This window comes from Mesorhizobium sp. M1182 (assembly GCF_040318335.1).
Lineage (GTDB): Bacteria > Pseudomonadota > Alphaproteobacteria > Rhizobiales > Rhizobiaceae > Mesorhizobium.
The window spans coordinates 1-15,829 of record NZ_JAMYMD010000021.1 but is presented as its reverse complement, the minus strand read 5'-3'; the positions used below and the strand labels follow the sequence as shown (position 1 = coordinate 15,829).

General features: G+C 60.8%; 11 protein-coding genes and 8 pseudogenes. 6 read left to right on the top strand and 13 right to left on the bottom strand.

The genetic code is table 11. The features are described 5' to 3' along the window. Window position 1: 1 nt before the first annotated feature. The 3 genes and pseudogenes from NKH33_RS22065 to NKH33_RS22055 all read left to right on the top strand — a co-directional run bounded on the left by NKH33_RS22065 (window position 2) and on the right by NKH33_RS22055 (window position 2,589). Complete coding sequence (locus NKH33_RS22065; protein ID WP_352921453.1) at window positions 2-673, top strand: site-specific integrase; 672 nt, start codon at window positions 2-4, stop codon at window positions 671-673. After that, window positions 670-1,590 (top strand): annotated as a pseudogene (locus NKH33_RS22060) (tyrosine-type recombinase/integrase). Before NKH33_RS22065 ends, NKH33_RS22060 begins: the two are co-directional and overlap by 4 nt. Continuing rightward, window positions 1,587-2,589, top strand: a pseudogene (locus NKH33_RS22055) (tyrosine-type recombinase/integrase). The pseudogenes NKH33_RS22060 and NKH33_RS22055 overlap by 4 nt, the downstream one beginning before the upstream one ends. On the opposite strand, the gene tnpC reads toward NKH33_RS22055, so the two are convergent. The 12 genes and pseudogenes from tnpC to NKH33_RS21995 form a co-directional block, all read right to left on the bottom strand. Then, window positions 2,481-4,175, bottom strand: a complete 1,695-nt coding sequence (tnpC, locus tag NKH33_RS22050; RefSeq protein WP_352921451.1) for an IS66 family transposase — start codon at window positions 4,173-4,175, stop codon at window positions 2,481-2,483. The pseudogene NKH33_RS22055 and the gene tnpC sit on opposite strands and share 109 nt — an antisense overlap. Window positions 4,176-4,326: 151 nt before the next feature. Next, window positions 4,327-4,488: an IS66 family insertion sequence element accessory protein TnpB gene (tnpB, locus tag NKH33_RS33260; RefSeq protein WP_502906749.1), complete on the bottom strand. Its 162-nt coding sequence runs from the start codon at window positions 4,486-4,488 to the stop codon at window positions 4,327-4,329. Window positions 4,489-4,571: 83 nt separating this feature from the next. Beyond that, a complete protein-coding gene (gene tnpA / locus NKH33_RS22040; RefSeq protein ID WP_352921449.1) occupies window positions 4,572-4,973 on the bottom strand; it encodes an IS66-like element accessory protein TnpA in 402 nt (133 codons plus the stop codon). A gap of 97 nt (window positions 4,974-5,070) precedes the next feature. Then, window positions 5,071-5,814: an amino acid ABC transporter ATP-binding protein gene (locus NKH33_RS22035; protein WP_352921447.1), complete on the bottom strand. Its 744-nt coding sequence runs from the start codon at window positions 5,812-5,814 to the stop codon at window positions 5,071-5,073. Between the two features lie 3 nt (window positions 5,815-5,817). Then, window positions 5,818-6,900, bottom strand: coding sequence for an amino acid ABC transporter permease (locus tag NKH33_RS22030; protein ID WP_352921445.1), 1,083 nt, complete (start codon window positions 6,898-6,900; stop codon window positions 5,818-5,820). A gap of 10 nt (window positions 6,901-6,910) precedes the next feature. Further along, on the bottom strand, window positions 6,911-7,765 hold the full coding sequence (locus NKH33_RS22025; protein WP_352921443.1) for an ABC transporter substrate-binding protein: 855 nt from the start codon (window positions 7,763-7,765) through the stop codon (window positions 6,911-6,913). Between the two features lie 533 nt (window positions 7,766-8,298). Continuing rightward, the gene (locus tag NKH33_RS22020; RefSeq protein WP_352921441.1) at window positions 8,299-8,799 is read right to left on the bottom strand and encodes a thiolase family protein; all 501 of its coding nucleotides are present in this window, start codon (window positions 8,797-8,799) and stop codon (window positions 8,299-8,301) included. After that, a pseudogene (locus tag NKH33_RS22015) lies at window positions 8,774-9,410 on the bottom strand (thiolase family protein). The gene NKH33_RS22020 and the pseudogene NKH33_RS22015 overlap by 26 nt, the downstream one beginning before the upstream one ends. 105 nt (window positions 9,411-9,515) lie before the next feature. After that, window positions 9,516-10,143, bottom strand: a pseudogene (locus tag NKH33_RS22010) (3-oxoacid CoA-transferase subunit B). Between the two features lie 14 nt (window positions 10,144-10,157). Then, a pseudogene (locus tag NKH33_RS22005) lies at window positions 10,158-10,876 on the bottom strand (CoA transferase subunit A). A gap of 339 nt (window positions 10,877-11,215) precedes the next feature. After that, window positions 11,216-11,446: pseudogene (locus NKH33_RS22000) on the bottom strand (IS630 family transposase); the annotation flags it as partial. A 134-nt stretch (window positions 11,447-11,580) separates the two neighbouring features. Further along, window positions 11,581-11,694: pseudogene (locus NKH33_RS21995) on the bottom strand (IS6 family transposase); the annotation flags it as partial. A gap of 559 nt (window positions 11,695-12,253) precedes the next feature. On the opposite strand from NKH33_RS21995, the gene NKH33_RS21990 reads away from it, so the two are divergent. The 3 genes and pseudogenes from NKH33_RS21990 (at window position 12,254) to NKH33_RS21980 (ending at window position 14,366) form a co-directional block, all read left to right on the top strand. After that, window positions 12,254-12,862 carry a DapH/DapD/GlmU-related protein gene (locus tag NKH33_RS21990; protein WP_352921439.1) on the top strand — a complete coding sequence of 203 codons (609 nt, stop codon included), beginning with the start codon at window positions 12,254-12,256 and terminating at the stop codon, window positions 12,860-12,862. Between the two features lie 76 nt (window positions 12,863-12,938). Next, window positions 12,939-13,473, top strand: a pseudogene (locus NKH33_RS21985) (transposase); the annotation flags it as partial. Between the two features lie 65 nt (window positions 13,474-13,538). Next, entirely contained in the window at window positions 13,539-14,366 is an 828-nt protein-coding gene (locus NKH33_RS21980) for an IS5 family transposase (RefSeq protein WP_352921437.1), read from the top strand. A gap of 61 nt (window positions 14,367-14,427) precedes the next feature. Here the strand turns inward: NKH33_RS21980 and NKH33_RS21975 are convergent, their stop codons facing one another. Next, window positions 14,428-15,420: a D-alanine--D-alanine ligase family protein gene (locus NKH33_RS21975; protein WP_352921435.1), complete on the bottom strand. Its 993-nt coding sequence runs from the start codon at window positions 15,418-15,420 to the stop codon at window positions 14,428-14,430. Window positions 15,421-15,829 lie beyond the last annotated feature (409 nt).

The window sequence follows — 15,829 nt, the reverse complement described above, 5'->3', positions numbered from 1 at the left end:
GGTGCGCACCTTCCTGCGCTATTTGCATCTGAAGGGCTTCATTTCGGTAGCCTTGGCCGATTGTGTGCCGTCGATCCGTCGCTGGCGGCTTGCTGGCCTGCCAACCTTCCTGCCACCACAGAAGGTTCAGTTGGTTCTCGATGCCTGCGATCGGACCACGGCAATGGGGCTTCGCGACTATGCGGTTCTGATGGCGCTGGCCAAGCTGGGCTTGCGCGCCAGCGAGGTTGCGGCGCTCAGTCTTGACGATATCGATTGGCAGTCGGGCAGTGTCCTCGTCCATGGCAAGGGACGGCGGCAAGCGATGATGCCACTACGCCACGACGTCGGTGCAGCTGTCGTCGCCTACATCCGGCATGGGCGACCGGCTTCAGCGTGTCGCCGATTATTTCTGCGAATGCTTGCTCCGCACGTCGGCTTTGCCTCAGGCTGCGCCATCACGATGATCGCGAAGGAGGCCCTCGAGCGGGCAGGTATTCACGGCTATGCGCACCACGGCGCGCACCTCTTCCGCCACAGCCTTGCGACCGACCTGCTGCGGTCGGGGGCCAGCTTTGCTGAGATCGGCCAGTTGCTTCGTCACCGGAGCATCGACAGCACGAGGATCTATGCCAAGCTCGACATCGAGAAGCTGCGCGAACTGAGCCTGCCCTGGCCGGGAGGTGTCCAATGAGCCGTCTTCGAACAGCGCTCGAGCGCTATGTGGGCATGCGCCAGGGATTGGGATACAAGTATCATGGCCCCGCTCGACGGTTGTCGGATTTCGTCACCTTCATGGAGGCTCGCGGCGCCGAGACCATCACCACGGCGCTGGCATGAAGTGGGTGACGTTGATCGGCCGACAACCGAGTTGGTCCATCCGCCTGACCGATGTGCGCTGCTTCGCTCAGCACCTCGCTCATTTCGACCCCATGACGGAAGTGCCACCTCAAGACGCTGTGCCGCCGGGGCGGCGGGCAAAGCCCTACATCTATACCGATGCTGAGATCACGGCGCTTCTGGCGGCGGCACTGGCGCTGCCGCCGGCCAACGCCCTCCGTCGCTGGACATATCATTGCCTGTTCGGATTGATAGCGGTCGCCGGGCTACGCCATTCCGAAGCGCTGGACCTGCGCCGAGACGACGTCGATCTCGACCAAGGTGTCCTCACCATTCGGGAGACGAAGTTCGGCAAGTCGCGGGGTCCCGCTCCATGCCACGACGGTCGCCGTGCTGTCGGACTACGCCGCGCGACGCGACGCGCATCTCGTCGCGCCTCGTAGCCCCTATTTCTTTGTCGCCGAGCAGGGCGGCAGATTGCTGCACCAATACGTGCACCGGGTGTTCTGGCAGCTGTCGCGACAGATCGGTCTGCGGCAGCGGGGACAGCGCAATGGTCCGCGGGTTCACGATCTTCGTCACCGTTTCGCCGTCCAGGCCCTGACCAACTGGTATCGTGCGGGCGAAGATGTCGAGCGGGAACTGCCGGTCCTCTCGACCTTTCTCGGCCACGCCAATGTTCGCGACACCTACTGGTATCTATCCGCCGCGCCGGAGCTAATGACCCATGCTGCGCGACTGTTGGATGAGCGGTGGGAGGTTCGCTCATGAGCGCCTCGAACGATTTAGCCGTGCTGATCGAGCGGTGGTTCACCGATCGGCTCATGCGACATCGTGGCGTAAGCTCCAACACCATCGCCTCCTATCGCGACACCTTCCGGCTCCTGTTTGCATTCGCGCAGACACGCCTTGGCAGGTCTCCGACGCAGTTGACACTGCGGGATTTGGACGCGCCTTTCATCGGCGCATTTCTGGAGGACCTCGAGACACTGCGGTCCGCCTCAGTGAGGACCCGGAACCTCCGCCTCACAGCCATTCGGTCTTTCTTCAGATATGCGTCGTTCGAGGAGCCGGCCCATAGCGCTCAGATTCAACGCGTGCTCGCGATCCCGAGCAAGCGATGCGACAAGCGACAGCTTCAGTTTCTCACCAGGCCCGAGATTGAAGCGATCCTGGCCTGTCCGGATCGCAGCACATGGCTGGGACGGCGTGATCACACTCTGCTGTTGCTGGCCGCGCAAACAGGCCTGCGGGTCTCGGAGATCATCGATCTCAACCGGGACTCGGTCATGCTGGGGCACGGTGCCCACGTGCGATGCGTTGGCAAGGGCCGCAAGGAGCGAAGTACGCCCGCTCACCAAGGTTGCACAGCAAGCCCTTCGGGGCTGGCTCAACGAGCCCAGGAAACGGGGCGCAACGGCTCTCTTTCCGAACACGCACGGCGGCAGGCTGAGCGCCGATGGCGTGCAGGCGCTGCTGAACAAACATGTCGCCAAGGCTCGCGAACACTGCGTCATCCTCCGCTCGAAGCGGGTGTCGCCTCATGTTTTGAGGCACAGCGCTGCCATGGAGCTGCTGCAGGCGGGCGTCGATTGTTCGGTCATCGCCCTATGGCTGGGCCATGAGGCGATGGAAACGACGCTGACCTATCTTCACGCACATCATGAGCTGAAGGAATCCGCACTTGGCAAGTTGAAGCCATACGAACGCGCAAAGGCGGAACGATTTCGGCCAAACGACCGACTTCTTGAATTCCTGAACGCCCTTTGAGCATGAGAACTATGCCGAGTGTCAACGACCGGTTCTCGGTCGAAATGGCGGACAAAGCGCTTCATACCGCCATGATCGGAAGAGGCGCTCGGCATAGTTTGGCGGTCGGCATAAACCTGCTTATGCCGCGCGCGGCATAAGCAGGTCTGGATCAGGGTGTAGAAGACCGCGGCGCGCTCGCCGCCGGAGTCCGAGCCAAGGAAGGTCCAGTTGCGTCGTCCGAGCGTCAGGGGGCGGATCGCCCGTTCGGCGGCATTGTTGGTCATCTCGAGACGGCCATCTTGGGTGAAGCGGCAGAGCGCCTCCCAGCGATTGAGGCTGTAGCGGATGGCCTTGGCGAGGTCCCCCTTGCGGCTGATCCTGCCCAGGCTGGCCTCCAGATGATTCTTGAGGTCGGCCAGCAACGGCACGCTCTGAGCCTGGCGCACGGCCAGACGAACTTCGGCGCTCCGGCCGTTGATGTCGCGCTCGACGGCGAAGATCGCGCCGATCTTGTCCAATGCCTGACGCGCGATCGGCGATTTGGTCTTAGCGTGCTCGTCGAACAGTTCGCGCCTGGCATGGGCCCAACACGCGACCGGCTCCAGGCGCGGGCGACCGGTGATCGGATCCGGTTCGTAGAGCTTGTCAAAGCCGGCATAGGCGTCGGCGTGCAGGAAGCCGGATGCCCGCGCCAGCAGAGCGTGGGCGTGCTCGCCCTTGCGGTCAGGTGAGTAGCGATAGAAAGCCGCCGGCGGATTGGGCGAGCCCCAGGTGCCTTCGTCGCGCACAACGACCCATAGCCGGCCGCTTTTGGTGCGCCCGCGTCCGGGATCCTGAACCGGGATCGGCGTGTCGTCGGCGTGGATGGCCGGGCCGGCGCGAGCGTAGTCGCCGATGCGCTCGGCCACCGGCGCGACCAGCCAGGCGGCCCGTCCGACCCAGTCGGCCAGGGTCGATCGATCCAGTTCGACGCCCTCGCGGGCGTAGATGCCGGACTGTCGGTTCAAAGGCAGGTGGTCGCAATATTTGGACACCAGCACGTGCGCGATCAGCCTTTGGCCGGGTCTGCCGCGCTCGATCGGCAGGCTGGGCATCGTCGGCTGGGTGATGGCCTCGCAGTCCCGGCAGCTCAGTTTCGGCCGCACATGCACGACGACCTTGAAGTGTGACGGCACATATTCCAGCACCTCGCGTTCATCGTCGCTGATCCTGCGCAGCCGCTCGGAACCGCAGGCCGGGCAGGCGCAAACCCCGGCGTGGGTGATGACCTCGCGCGGCAGGTGATCGGGCAGCGGCCGGCAATTGCCCACGCGCTGTGGCCTGGTCGGCGCCGGCATCGCGCCTGGCATCGCCGCAGTCGCATCGTGGCGGGCTTCGCTGGCGGCCTCGGCCTCCTCCAGATCGCCGATGATCAGCTCGAGCAGATCGATCTGCCGATCGAGCTTCTCGGACGACTGGCCGAAGCGCGCGCGCCGCAGCGTCGCCAACTGGGCTTTCAGCTTCTCGATATGCAGCGTCTTGGCGTAGAGCTCGGCCTGCAAAGCCGCCGCGAACGCGCGCAGCGCGTCCGGATCCGACGGCAATTCCGCAGTGGCGAGAGACATGCCGGCTTATAGCAAAGTCATGACTCGCGAGCGAGGATAAATGCTTGGAATCAGGAACTTATTTAGATGGTTTCCGGGCGCGTGACCGGTTCCGGCGCAACTGTCCGCCGCCAGTCGATCCCTTCGACGAGCAAGGCCAACTGGGCCGCTGTCAGCTGAAGCCGACCCGCCACGATCGGCAGCCAGACGAACTGCACAGCCCGCTTCCGTCCCAGGCCAGGATCTTCAACATGTCGCCGCGCTTGCCCCGGAACACGAACAGCGCCCCGGAGAAGGGATCGGCGGCCAGCACGTTCTGGACCTGGGCGGCCAAGCCATCCATCCCTTTGCGCATATCGCACGGCTGCGTCGCCAGATAGACCCGCACCCCAGACCCAGGCGCTATCATGCCACCGCCTACAGAGCCGACAGCACCCGCCGCAGCGCTGCCTCGCTGACCTCCGCGTCCACCCGCACGCGCACACCGCCGACCAGGACGATCTCAATCATGCCGCGCTGTTCCGCCCCGGCCGCCGCGGCTGGTGAGGCAGCCGACGCGCTGCTGATAACTTCGACGGGGACCAATTCCAGCGGCGAAGCCGCCGACGTCGGCGTGCGCATCTGCCGGCGCCACGTGAACAACAGGTTCGCATTGATGTCATGCCGCCGCGCCACCAGCGACACCGACGCCCCAGGCTCACAGCTCTCGGCAACCAGCCGCTGCTTCTCTTCGAGAGTGTATGACTTGCGCCGGCGGGCGCGCGCCGTCTCGCCACGAGAATGTTGGCCTGCCACTCCATCCGTCGCGATCGTGTCCATTAAGCCCCGCTCGTGGACACTATCTTCAGCGTCCAGAGCCCGACCCCTATCCGATCCGAACCCCGCCACGGAAGGCGGTCGTCACCGGGCACTTACCCTAAAGCCGCCCCGCCTCGATGATTTGTTTCAGGAATTGGCGCGTGCGTGGTTCGGTCGGGTTGCCGAAGATCTGCTCAGGCGGACCTTTTTCCAACAGCGTACCCTGCTCCAGAAAAACCACCATGTCAGAGACTTCACGCGCGAATTGCATTTCGTGCGTGGCGAGGATCATCGTCATGCCGTCGCCCGCCAGATCGCGGACGATGTTCAGCACCTCAGCGACCAGTTCGGGGTCAAGGGCAGATGTAATCTCGTCCAAGAGCAGCGCCTCGGGGCGCATAGCGATGGCGCGGACGATGGCGACGCGTTGTTGCTGGCCGCCCGATAGTTGGTCGGGGTAATAGCCGGCGCGGTGGCCGAGCTGCACGCGGTCCAGCAGCGCGCAGGCCTGATCGCGCGCTGCCACGCGGCTTTCACCCAGTAGACGCATAGGCCCGGACATGATGTTTTCTTCCACCGACAGATGCGGGAAGAGGTTGAAGGATTGAAACACCATGCCAACTTTGCGGCGCAGCCGATTTTCATCCACCCCCGGCCCCGACACCACATCGCCGTCGATGGCAATTTGCCCGGCGTTGATGGTTTCCAGCGCGTTGATGCAGCGCAACAGGGTGGATTTGCCCGACCCAGACGCCCCGATCAGGCTGACGACCTGATGACGGTCCACCTCCAGATCAATGCCTTTCAGCACCTCATGGCTGCCGTAGATCTTTTTCAGGTTGGAAATCTCGATAAAGGCCATGGCTTACCCCCGCTTCCGCTTTTCCAGGCCGCGTTCCAGCATCCAGTCCACAAAGCGGGTCTGGGGGATGGTGATGATGACAAACAGGATCGCCACGACCAGCACGGATGACAGGTTGAAGTTGGCGCTGGCGTAGAATTTCGCCTGATTGAAGGCGTCCATCGTGCCGATCACGTTGACCAGCGAGGTATCTTTTTGCAGCGCGATGAAGGCCCCCAGCAGCGGCGGGATCACGATGCGGATGGCCTGCGGCAGGATGAACCAGCGCACGGTTTGGGTGAAGGAAAAGCCAAGTGAGCGGCTGGCCGACCATTGCGAAGGGTGGATGGAATCGATGCCCGAGCGGTAAATTTCGGCCACATAGGCCGAATAGGTCAGTGTCAGCGCGATGATTGCGAACCATTGCGACGAGACTTTCGAGATCAGCGGTAATCCGGTCAGTGGCAGGCCAAAACCGATCAGGTAAAGCACGATGATCGCGGGCAAGGCGCGGAACAGGTCGATATAGGCGATGGCCAGCATCCGCACGGGCGCACCGGCCTTGCCGGGGGTTAACCGAGCGACGGCAAGGAACAGCCCGGCGACCATCACCAGAACCTGCGCGATAAGGGCCAGCTTGATATTCACAAGGAAGGCCTTGGCCACATCGGCGGCTGAGGCTGTCATCAAATCCCAGCGCAGGAAGGTTTTCTGGATCTTGCCATCATTGAACAAGATCATCTGCACCAGAAAAAAGCCGATCATCAGAGCCAACGTCAGGCCAAAGACGATCAGCCCATTGCTGCGCGCTCGCGCCGCGCTGGCGCGAGCGGCTAGAACGTCAGACCGGCTCGTTTCGATACGTGACTGGAGCGCCATAACCAGCGCCCGTGCCGCGAGCCACAGCGTCACAGCGCCCGCCGCGATTGCTGCGTAAAGCGTGACCGTTGCTAAGCCATGCAGGCCGGGGTCACTGACCCCGGCGCGCACTGCGCTACCGAAGACGCCAATCCCCAATAACCCTGCCGCAGCAGTGGTCAGGGCCGCAACCGCCAAGCCAAAGCTTGGCGGCGCGGGGCTCAGTTTTTGCAAATCCGGGCCTGACATTGGTGCTGGATCAGTTCAAGGGCCAGATAGCGATAGCATTCGGGTCTTTGCCGAACGCCGAGGTTAGATAGGTGGCCGAGAGCCTGTGCAGCGTACCGTCCGCCGCCATTGCGCCCACGGTCTTGTCTACGGCTGGTGTATTGGCTGAACCTTTCGGCGTGATGACATTGACACCCCAATTGGTTTCAAACTGGCCCACCACATCCAGCGCGCCCTTGGTGCCCGCGGTGGCGGTTAGCAGAATCGCGGTGTCATTCATGATCGCATCGACCTGATCGGCCATAAGGGCGGCCACCATCTCGGGCTGACCCTGATACTGGCTGACTTCAACATTAGGCTTGAGCCTGTTGATCACCCAATCGGCGCCAAGGCTGCCTAGCATCACGCCAATGCGCTTGCCCTTCAGATTGGCCGCCGTGACATCCGCCCCCGTCTTCACCGCGACGCCCAGATTGGCAGCAAAGTAGTTCTGTGAGAAGTCGAACACTTCTCGGCGCTTGTCGGTGGCGCTGGCCGAGGCCATGGCGAGGTCATACCCGGTCGCCGCGCCGCCGATGAATTGGTCCCAGGCAAGGTTCATCAGCTTCATGTGCTTCAATCCCGCGCGGTGGGCGATTTCAGCGGCAAGGCAATATTCGAAACCGTCCTTGGTTTCCTCGGGCGAGGTGCCATTCCACCAGCCGGGGTTCGGGAGCACTGTGGCGACGATCAGCGTCTCCGCCTGAACCGGGGTCAGCGAGATGCTGCCCACTTCGCCGGTGGGAGAACAGTTGCCAAAGTTCGGCGCGTCGCCATCGGCAAGAGCCAAGCCAGGCAGGGCAAATGCGGTAAGAAGAGCGGCGGTGAATCTGCGTTTGGAAGTCATGTCAGGTCCTCCTGTCGGGTTGGGTCTTTGGGTCTGTTCGCCTGCTTTTGATGGGACGTAAGGTTCCATCAGAAGCAACATGTGTTATTGATGGTTGCGCATGTCGGCGGGAAATGACTTGCCTTACATGTGCAAGAGGGCCGATCGTCCGGTTCCGCCGCTCCCGCCGCCGCCTCTCCATCGGTACAGATGTGGGCTACCCCGTTCGAAATAGCTCACGACTGACCGCCTGGCGTTGGAGATCATCAGGCCTCGGGAGCGCACCCCTTCAGGTAAATCGAAGAGCAACATGCCATGACGGAGTTCTTCTCGTCGCTTTGCAAAAAGGGGTGACAGGTGCCAGCATCGATCGATCAGCTCTCGAAAGCCTTCTGCCCACTCGGCGATCGAAGTCGACGGTCGATAATCATCGCCAAGCCCACATGATGGTCGCAAGAAATCGTTGCACACAGTCCATATTTCCTTTTGGGCTTGTCTACGGCGTTCCAGGTCACATCTCGACAAGCGGGGTGGGATTTCACCGATCGACCGTCTCAGTTCAGCCCTTCCACGCACATGGCGACGCCCATGCCGCCGCCGATGCAGAGCGTCGCCATGCCCTTCCTGGCACTTCTGCGGCGCATCTCGTAGACCAGCGTGTTGAAGATGCGGGCACCGGAGGCGCCGATCGGATGGCCGATGGCCATGGCGCCGCCATTGACGTTGACGATCGAGGGATCCCAGCCCATGCCCTTATTGACGGCGGAGGCTTGCGCGGCGAAGGCCTCATTGGCCTCCACGACGTCGAGGTCCTTGACCGACCAGCCGGCCTTCTCCAGCGCCCTCTTCGAGGCCGGGATCGGGCCTGTTCCCATGATCGCTGGATCGACACCGGCGGTTGCCCAGGAGGCGATGCGGACCAGCGGCGTGATGCCGCGACGAGCGGCCTCGGCCTCGGTCATCAACAGCGTGCCGGCGGCGCCGTAATTGATGCCGGAAGCGTTGGCGGGGGTGACGGTGCCTTCCTTGTCAAAGGCGGGCTTCAGTTTGGTCATTGGGGTCGATCGTGGCGCCGTGGCGGAGGTATTCGTCCTGGTCGACTGTCGTGTCGCCCTTCTTGCCCTTGACGGTGAAAGCCACGATCTCGTCCGTGAATTTGCCGGCCTTCTGCGCCGCCTCTGCCTTGTTCTGGGAGGCCAATGCGAGCCGGTCCTGGTCCTCGCGGGTAATCTGGAACTGGCGAGCGACGGTTTCGGCTGTGTTGCCCATGTGGTAGCCATTGAAGGGCCCACAGCCCATCCTTGGTCATGGTGTCGATCATCTTGTAGTCGCCCATCTTGACGCCGGCACGCAGGTGTTGAGCGTGCGGGGCCAGCGACATCGATTCCTGCCCGCCGGCGACGATCACCTTGGCATCGTCGGCGGCGATCTGCTGCATACCGAGAGCAATAGCGCGCAGACCTGAGCCGGAAACCTGATTGAGGCCCCAGGCGGTGGTTTCCTTTGGCAGGCGGGCGTTGATCGAGGCCTGGCGGGCCGGGCTCTGCCTCTGCGGGGCGGTCAGGACCCGGCCGAGGATGACCTCGTCGACCTCCGCGGCCTCGACGCCGGAGCGCGCGAGCAACGGCGCCGAGCTCATGCGCCGGCGTTGCAGCGAAACTGCCATTGAAGGACCGACCGCAGTACGGGCGGCGCTTGCGACTACGATTGAGCACTTGCTCATGATAGCTCCCCTCTGCTGCGCCAGGCTTCCGACGAAAACTCGCCAGCTTCAGTTGACGATTGTTGCTTCAGTTGACCTGCGGAACTCGCCGTCGGTCACGCCATCGGCGAGTTCCACCAGCTTTAGCCCCCCTCAACGACGTCGAGCACGCCAAGATTGGTGATGATGCGATCGACGACGGCTTGGCCGGTGAGCGGCAAGGTGCAGGCTTTCAACACCTTCGATTCCCCGGCCTTGTTGGTGTGGTCCATGACCACGACCACCCGCTTCACGCCAGCGACGAGATCCATAGCGCCGCCCATGCCCTTGACGAGCTTACCCGGAATCATCCAGTTGGCGAGGTCGCCGTTCTCGGCCACTTCCATCGCCCCGAGGATTGCCATCGCTATCTTGCCGCCGCGGATCATCGCGAAGCTCTGCGCCGAATCGAAAAAGCCGAATGCGACACTGCGGTCACCGTCTGCTTGCCAGCGTTGATGAGGTCGGCATCTATCTCGTCTTCGGTCGGGAACGGGCCGATACCCAGCATGCCGTTCTCCGATTGCAGCGTCACCCGAACGCCGTCGGGAATATGGTTGGCCACTAGGGTAGGAATGCCGATGCCAAGATTGACATACATTCCGTCCTGAAGTTCACGCGCGGCCCGTATCGCCATCTTGTTCTGATCCCAAGCCATTGCTTTCACCTTGCTCAAGCCGCCGCGCGCGTTGTGCGCTGTTCGATGCGCTTTGCGTACTTGCCTTGGATGAGCCGATGCACATAGATGCCGGGCAGATGGATATGGCGGTCGGGATCGAGACTGCCTACCGGTACGATCCCCTCCACTTCGGCGATGCAGGTCCTGCCGCAGGTGGCGGCCGACGGGTTGAAGTTGCCGCCGTCTTGCGAAAGACGAGATTACCCGAAAGACGAGATTACCGGAGCTATCGGCCTTCCACGCCTTCACAATTGACAGATCGGCAGTGAGTCGAGGTTTCAAGCAAATAGGTTTCGCCGTCAAAGGTCTTCTGCTCCTTGCCCTGCGCTACGATCGTGCCCAACCCGGTTTTCGTATAAAAGCCTGCGATGCCGGCGCCGCCACCCCGCATGCGCTCGGCCAGAGTCCCCTGAGGATTAAATTCAAGTTCCAGTTCACCGCTCAGGTACTGGCGCATGAACTCAGCGTTCTCCCTAACATAGGACGAGATCATCTTCTTGATCTGCTTCGTCTTCAGCAGCAGGCCCAGGCCAAAGTCGTCAACACCGCAGTTGTTCGAAGCTATCGTCAGCCCCTTGGCGCCCGCGCGTCGGATAGCACCGATCAAATGCTCCGGGATGCCGCAAAGCCCAAATCCCCCCGCAGCGATCGTCATTCCATCAAACAACAGACCTTCCAACGCAGAACCGGCATCGCTATGGACCTTGCTCATGAAGAAACTCCCTAATAACCTCGTCACTTTCGTTTTCGCGATAGTCGCTGTGACGGGGTATCTGCATGGACATTGCTTTGCCGTACGCAGCGGAAATAATTATCGCTCCCGCCTTTGCCATGAAGGATCTAGACCGGATGAGCGTCTGCGTTGCCTTCATTTAGCATCGTTTGCGGCAATGCCTTCGTCAAATAATGATTTTGTATCCTCGTCATCTGGAATTGAGATGGGCGTAAATGCCTGCCGAGCCGATGTTGTTGGCGACATCCGCTACCTGCCACACGGTGAGAAGATCGCGGGGTCATCGATTTTTCCGGAATGCGCGAGGCCACGCTTGTCGCGCAGCAGCCCCTCGAAGCCTTCGGCGTCGAAGCGCTCCTGCCAGACCACACACAGGTCTTCGACTTGCCGGTTTGCCGCAACTCTCGAAGACGCCAAGCCGTCGGCGCTCAACAGGATGATCCGCGCACGCCAGACGTGCTTCTGCGGCGCATTGCGATCTCTGATCAGTGCCATCAGGTGCTGGCGATCGGTCGGCGAAACGGTGAAGGAAAACGTGCTTGGCGACATCCAGACCGACTGTGCTAGCCTTGACCATGGACGGTTCTCCCTCATGTGACTTTCGATAGCCACACTCTGGCACATCCGATGCCGGGAGCGGAGGCTGTCCACCACATCAGGTCAGGCGTCGCTGACACTGTCGATGCGCGATAGAGATACATCCACTGGCCGCGAACCTTGATGTAGGTCTGGCCGACACGCTACCTGCCGGTGACCGCGCGCTGGCGTAGATTGAAGCGTTCCGGCAACGGGGGCGACAAACGGTGGCCGAGCGGGCGTTGCGGTCGATCACACGACCTCTACCGCTTGATCGCTCGCCATCCGGTCGTGGCGGTATCATCATTTCCGCCGACAAGGACAACTTTTTAAAAATTTCATAGTCTTGTAATCCAAAGATCTTTGAAAAAGTACTATTATCAAATTACCGGCGGAAGCTGTCGGAACATATCCAGAAAGCGAATCCCCACGTTGGTGGCGGGACATGTGAGGCTGGTTGACAAATTGCATACTTCGTCACGGTTGGCATCGCGTGTCCACTGATAAGGGTGGGCGCACCCGGGGTGCGATTTCGCTAGCGCTGGCGTTTGGGCGAACTTTCCGCTGCCAGCGCAAGAGCCGATCCCGGGTTTACCAGACGAGGCTGGTGAACACGTTGCTGGCTCCGTAGCAGAAGCAGAAGTAATTCGCCTATCCGCGCAGGATAGGATTCAGCTCCTGAAGCTTGCACCAAGAGTGCCTCTGGCGCTTGTGCGCCCGCGCATCATGGGAAAGGCTAAGTAAATTGGAGAATGTAAATACCGTCGGAGAGAGTTGGACATGACGAACCATGGGAATCGGTCAAAGTGCCGTGCAGCGATCGAACATTCATATTTATCTGAAAGTGAATTGCTCGATGTTGGTATACAGACAGTCGGAACAAATGTGAGAATTTCGGAGGCATGCACAATTATGGGAGTAGAAAACATACGCATTGGTGATAACGTGATAATCGACGCAGGCGTAGTAATAAATTGTAAAACTGGATCTATTACCATCGGGAATCATGTCCATCTCGCATCGGGATGTTATTTGAGCGGATCTGGTACAATTGTGCTCAGCGATTTTTGCGGCCTCGCCTCTGGTGCTCGCATTTATTCGGCGACGGATGATTACATGGGAGAAACTTTGACGAATCCAACCGTTCCAGAAGAGTTCGTTGGCGTGAAATATGCGCCAGTGCATCTTGGGAAGCATGTTATCATTGGATCAGGCACTGTCGTTCTTCCAGGTTGCAGTATAGGAGAGGGATCATCCGTCGGGGCGTTGTCTTTGGTTACAACGGCTCTAGATAGCTGGGGTGTATTCTGTGGTATTCCAGCAAGGCGCTTGAAGGAAAGATCCAGAAAGCTTCTAGAGCTTGAACGACTGCTTGTACAGAGAGGGTAATCGGCTGATATTTCTGCGAGGATCGGGCTCTACCTGCGTATTCCAGATGATCGTGAGCACGGATTTCACCGTGAGCAACGACGAGGTGGAATGCATCGGCAAGGGCAATGCGCATATGCCCTACGAATTCGGGATGAAGGTGTCGGTGGCCACCACCGCTGAAGCGCTCCAAGGGCGGCCAGTTCGCCTTGCATGCAAAAGCACTGCCCGGCAATCCCTATGACGGCCACACGCTGGCAAGCGTCATCCCCGACATGGAAAAGACCATCGGCAACCAGATCGGCCGCATCCTCGCCGACGCCGGCTATCGCGGCCACAACGCACCGCAAAGCCACACCTTCAGGGTCTTCACCGCCGGCCAGAAACGCCGCGTCACCCCGGCCATCAAACGCCAGATGCGGCGGCGGTCGGCAAACGAACCGGTGATCGGCCATATCAAGGCCGAGCACCGCATGGACCGCAACTACCTCGCCGGCCAGCAGGGCGACGCCGTCAACGCCATCCTGGCCGCCGCCGGCTATAACTTCTCGCTCCTGCTCAGATGGCTGAAGGATTTTTTGTGGCTCTTGATCGCCCTGCTTCAACTCCGGCCCAAGCCGGTCGCCGCTTAGAGCGCCGTTTTGAAAATCGGCTTGCTGGGGTTTCGTCTGAGGCTGGGTTATGATCCAAGCTGTGGATGTGGACAAAGCAGAGCCGTGGCCGGATGGCCCAGATCGCCAAGAAGACCAGGCGCTACCCGTCTGATTTGACGAATGAGGAGTGGGAGCAGTTCGCGCCGCTGAGGCCCAAGCCTGGGCGGCGTAGCCGTCCGCGCGAGGTTGATTTTCGCGAGGTGATCAATGCGGCGGTGCGCTACCTGGGCCGTTCGGGTTGCGGCTGGCGGATGCTGCCGATCCACTTTGGACCCTGGCAGACGGTCTATGGCTGGTTTCGAGAGCTGGCGCGGCGGTTTCTGTTCCAGACCGTCCACGACGTGGCGCTGATGCTGGATCGTGAGCGGGCCGGACGCGAGGCGAGCCCGTCGGCGGCGGTGATCGACAGCCAGTCTGTCAAGGCTGCGCAAGCTGGAACAAGGGGTTACGACGCCGGAAAGAAGATCGTCGGACGCAAGCGCCATATCGCAGTCGATACGGGTGGGCAGCTGTTGATGGTCAACCTGACGCCGGCGGATATCTCCGACAGCGCCGGCGCTCAGGCGATCTTGGATGGTATCCGCCAGCGCTGGCCCTGGGTGAAGCATCTGTTCGCCGACGGCGCCTATGATCGGCTAAAGCTCATGGACAAGGCCGCCTATCTGGACTTTGTGGTTGAGATCATCCGTCGATCCGATGACCAGAAGGGCTTCGAAGTCTTGCCCCGACGCTGGGTCGTCGAGCGGACCTTCGGCTGGATGACCCGATGGCGCCGCCTCGTGCGCGACTACGAGCAGCGCATCGACATCTCTCACGCAATGATCCTCGTCGCAATGGGCGCAGACCTCATCCGCCGAAACGCCCATCCTTGAATTTCAAAACGGACTCTAAGGCACCTTAGGCAGAGCGTCGGCTCGATGCGTGTTCGGCCTTTTAGATGCCGATTCCGAAATACCGTGTGTGAGCGACATCGAGGATGCGATTGACCAAGCTCGAAAAGCTGTGTCCGGCGGCCCTCGCGGCCAAAGGATAAATGCTGGTCGGACTGAGCCCCGGCATGGAGTTGATCTCCAGCACAAAAGGTTGGCCAGAGCGGTCGATCCGGAGGTCGATGCGGGCGTAATCCCGGCACTGGCAGGCACGGAAGGTCGCAACCGAAATATCCCGCAGTACCGTCGCAAGCCTGCTATCGATTTGCGCCGGGCAAATCCTCTGCGGTGCGACTACCATTTTCAGCTTGTCTTCCAAAGTGAAAAGGCGCGTTTCGCGGTCGCCGAAGTCCAGCTCCACCAGAGGCAACGCTTCGAGCTCTCCGTTTCCCAGCAGCGCGACGCAGATTTCCCGTCCCTCGATATATTCTTCCACGAGCGCATCCTGTGCATACTGCGTGACGATCATTTCTACGGCGTGCCTCAACTGAGCGGGTTCATGTACGAGCTGCAATCCGAAGCTGGCGAATCCGTGACGCGGCTTCACTACCACCGGGAATCGCAGATCGTCGGCACTTTCAGTGCCGTGACGCATCACGCGAAAGTTCGGCATCGGCACGCCGCCATCGCGGATGAGCCTCTTGGTGATGACCTTGTCGAGCGCCAGCCCATGCCCGAGAGGGCTCGATCCGGTGTACGGAACGCCGGCCATCTCGAGCATGCACGGAACGTGGCTGGAATGGCACTGGCCCTGAATTCCGTACGCCATGTTGAAGACGATTCCTGAAGGACGGGCATGCGAATCGGGTGGCATGAACCGCTCGAGCGTAGCGAACAGTCCCTTATCGCCTTCGCACAGCAGCGTCTCGTGGCCACCCTGTTGCAGTGACGCCACCACCCTTTCGACCGTCTCGCGGTCGTCGTCCTCCGGACAAGACTGTCCGAACCGGTTGATCACCCCCGTATGATCATGGTTCCACACGACTGCTACCCGCATCAGCTACTCCCTGTATATTTGCCCGCTGTTAAGTTCATGGGCTCGGATTTGATCGAGGGGAACAGATCGTCTGGACCCGCGTGATTTCTAGAGTTTTCGGGCAGGCTTCGATACTACGGCATCTGGTAGTTGACGCATCCGCTCTCCAACGAAGTCAAAAGCTTAGCGCCAACGGATGCTCATATGTGACAGGCGCATACAGAACAGCATGTTGGGTGTTGCAGGTCCCTCCGGCAGCAACACGAACGGTTTCCATGCCTTGGAGCCTCGGATAGTGTCCTGAAGGTTCTGCAAAAAGTTTTGGAGAGAGAACGGCGCTTGCTATGAGGGGCGAGCGGCCATGGCACGATGGTGACGTTGCAATCACCGATTCCCGAGGAAGGGGAAGTGCCATGACCAATCGAGAAGT